The organism is Syntrophomonas sp. UBA5494 (genome assembly GCF_002426325.1).
In genome coordinates, this window is the sequence record NZ_DIPG01000040.1 from 4170 (window position 1) to 7455 (window position 3286).

The following is a 3286-nucleotide window of genomic DNA, read 5'->3' on the forward strand; positions in this document are numbered from 1 at the left end:
TGGCAGCCGCAGCTGTCATGGCAGACATGGCCTTTGGGCTTGAGGCCGGCGGCGTCCAGTTGAGTGGTGAGCTGGGTCCTTACCGAATCCAGATAGATGCGGTAAAGCTTTTGCTGCTCCACTTGTTCTTCCGGGGTTAACCCCTGGCTTTTCTTTTTGCGGGCCAATTCATTGATACGCTGAATTAATTCATCAGTGATCATTCTATACTCCTTCTACAAATGCTTTTGAGCTATTTTATCACAATTATTTGGATTAAGTTTCCCAAATCTATGGCCTTATCTGGCATAATGTATTAAAATCAGGCGTGAATAGACACGGAAAAAAATATGTAAGTGTGGGGGATTAGAAGATGAAAAGAATTCTGGTTTGCTTGTTGATCCTGGCCGCCGCTTTTAATCTGGTCGGCTGCGCCCAAAAAGAACCCGCTCCCGCGGAGTCAAAAACCATCACCATCGGAGTGATGCCCGATGTGGAATCAGTTCCCTTTATTATTGCGGAGAAGAACGGTTATTTTAAAAACCACGGCGTTGATGTGAAAATAGTTCATTTCAAAAGCGCCCAGGATAGGGACAGCGCCATGCAGAGCGGGCAGCTGGACGGGTTGATTACCGACGTCCTGGCGGTGGTGTTCGCCAACGAAGGCGGTTTTAAGCAGAAGATTATTGCCAGGAATGACGGCAATGTGGAAATGCTGGCCGGCAAGGACTCGGGAATCGATTCCATGCAGGATCTAAAAGGACGGACGGTTGGACTGTCCACCAATACCATCATGGAATACATGGTCGACAAGATGCTGGAAGCCGATCAGATGAGTCCCGCAGATGTGGAAAAAGTAGCCATTCCACCGCTGCCCACCAGACTGGAAATGCTTATGGGGGGCAAAATTGACGCCTGCATCCTGCCTGAACCCCTGGCCGGCCTGGCGGTTAAAAATGGAGCTAAAGTCCTTGCCAGCACCGATGAGCTGGCCAACAAGCCCGGGGCTATAGCTTTTACCGCGAAAAGCCTTGAGGAGAACCCTGAAGCCATCAAAGCGGTTTTCCGTGCTTACAATGACAGCGTGGCTTACCTGCAGCAAGAACCGGCCGAAAGCTACTTGGACTTTGTGATCGAGTCCCAGGGCTTCCCGGCCAATATCAGAGATTCCCTGGTTTTGCCCCAATACTCCGTGGCGGTGAAACCGGATGAGAAGATCGTCAATGATGTAGTGCAGTGGATGAAAGCTAAAAATTTCATTAAAGGGAATTATGAATATCAAGACCTGGTGGATGAATCAATATTGAGGTAGCTTTTAGTGATCAAGATCAAGGATTTATCGGTGTACTATAAATGGAAAAACCAGGAGATCATGGCCCTGGATCATCTGAGCATCGACATCGAAAGCGGAGAAATCTATACTTTTATCGGTCCTTCCGGCTGTGGCAAATCGACTCTGTTGTACGTATTGTCGGGGATAAAGAAGCAATATGGCGGCCAGGTTTCCATAGACGGGCGGGCCGTGGACCCCAAAGCGCAGCGCATCGGGCTGATCCTGCAGAATTACGGGCTGGTACCCTGGAAAACGGTCTATCAGAATGCCATGTTAGGCCTCAAGATCAAAAAGGACCGGATCGCTCTCGATGAATACAGCCGCTATATTTTTCAACAGCTGGGGATCGATGATTTGCTGCACCGCTATCCCAAGGAATTGAGCGGGGGGCAGCAGCAGCGGGTGGCCATTGCCCGGGCATTTCTGTTAAAACCGGATCTGCTCCTGATGGATGAGCCTTTCTCCGCTCTGGATGCCATCACCCGTGAGGAGATTCAGGAGCTTTTCTTGAACATCTGGAAAGAGCATCAGGTGACCACGGTTTTTATCACCCACAGTGTGGACGAGGCCCTCTACCTGGGCAGCAACATCGTAGTGCTCTCTCCGGCTCCGGGACGGGTTCTGGAGAACATCAAAAACCCCTGTTTTATGATGGATAACCTGCGCTCCCGGGATGAATACCAGATGATGTCCAATCAACTGCGGACCATTATCAAGCACTAGAGAATACAGTGGTGACACTTTTGTGTCACCACTGTGTCCATATCATGGATAGTAGGAATATACCGATTCCAGCCGCGAGTCCTATGGCCGGATTGAGCGCGATGCATATAAGGGCACTAAAGGGAAAGAGTATACCGCAAGCATGACAGCCTATATTGTAAAAGGTGATATACTTAATAATGCTTTTGGCCAAATATCACAGCCAATCAATAAAGCCGTATACTTCCCAACGCAACATGCGAGCGCATGATGGAAAGTTGGGGAACACATAGGAAATTCAATAAAGAATTATTCTATGGAGTCGGTACTATTTTCAACCATATATAAGAGATAAGAGGAGGGGCTAATGCTAACTATAAAAGACATATTGCCGCTTACAAAGAAGAATAATGTTTTAGATTGTTTAAAAAAGCATTATAAATGCGATAGTTTAGAAAAATAATTTAATATTGTTCAATTGGAGAGGAGACGCTTGCTGTTTCTATAACAGTAGAGCCATTTATGACTTTTGCTGTAGTCAACACGCGATAATTGTATCCAGAATATACATAATATCCTTTTTGCATACTATGGGAACCCTTGCCTGTAAAAGATTGTGACCAGGACTTGACGTCAGACCAACCGCTGCCATTTGAGCGTTGGAGCGTAAGGGTTAGGGAAGAATTATAATCTTCCAATAAAATTAAGTAGCCTGAACAAGTTGCGTATCCACTTGTGTTTATTGAAAGTCCGGAGCCAATCGCGGAAAGATAAACATAATTAATTTGTTGGCCCCCATTAATGCCGTTACCCGAAGAACCAGTATCCGCATAAACGGGGGCGCTCCCGGCAAAAATTAATAAGAACGCCAATATCAAAGGGACAATCTTTTTTCTCATCAAAAAAACCTCCTAAATATATTCTTAAATATATAAACACCCCAGGAGGTTCTTTTGTAACACCCTTATTAAAATTATTTTATCAATGTTACACTTTCAGCCATTTTTATCATGTCCTCGTCTTGTAAATTACTTTCATATGCATCAGCTTACTATAATGGAGTAGCAGGTCTATATAGAACAGTGAGCTATCATGTTTCTACCCCCCCTGGGGATACTCCATGGGCAGGGACTTCTTATGCAAATCTAAATTTTGCTCAGGTGAATTAAATAGCAATAACCTAATCTGAATAAAACTAGCGCCACCATCACAAAAAATATTTACCTTATAAAAGAGATGAAATCCTGTTAACAGCTGTGTTTTGTAAAGATT

The 3286-nt window shown here is 45.2% G+C and carries 4 protein-coding genes; 2 read left to right on the forward strand and 2 right to left on the reverse strand.

Annotated features, from left to right (window positions below; all coding sequences use genetic code 11):
* A partial coding sequence (locus B3W37_RS04240) for a DUF896 domain-containing protein (protein WP_483174874.1) occupies window positions 1-203 on the reverse strand: 203 nt, incomplete at its 3' end.
* A gap of 149 nt (window positions 204-352) precedes the next feature.
* Between B3W37_RS04240 and B3W37_RS04245 the strand changes: the two genes are divergently transcribed.
* Complete coding sequence (locus tag B3W37_RS04245; protein ID WP_483171689.1) at window positions 353-1291, forward strand: ABC transporter substrate-binding protein; 939 nt, start codon at window positions 353-355, stop codon at window positions 1289-1291.
* 6 nt (window positions 1292-1297) lie between these two features.
* Window positions 1298-2035, forward strand: coding sequence for an ABC transporter ATP-binding protein (locus B3W37_RS04250; RefSeq protein ID WP_481039702.1), 738 nt, complete (start codon window positions 1298-1300; stop codon window positions 2033-2035).
* Between the two features lie 443 nt (window positions 2036-2478).
* Here B3W37_RS04250 and B3W37_RS04255 read toward each other — a convergent pair whose 3' ends face one another.
* Complete coding sequence (locus B3W37_RS04255; protein WP_481039700.1) at window positions 2479-2913, reverse strand: hypothetical protein; 435 nt, start codon at window positions 2911-2913, stop codon at window positions 2479-2481.
* Between the last annotated feature and the right edge of the window lie 373 nt (window positions 2914-3286).

Excerpts from the sequence above, each read along its gene's own strand:
- B3W37_RS04255 (WP_481039700.1), bottom strand. The coding sequence starts at position 2,913 with ATGAGAAAAAAGATTGTCCCTTTGATATTGGCGTTCTTATTAATTTTT.
- B3W37_RS04245 (WP_483171689.1), top strand. The coding sequence starts at position 353 with ATGAAAAGAATTCTGGTTTGCTTGTTGATCCTGGCCGCCGCTTTTAAT.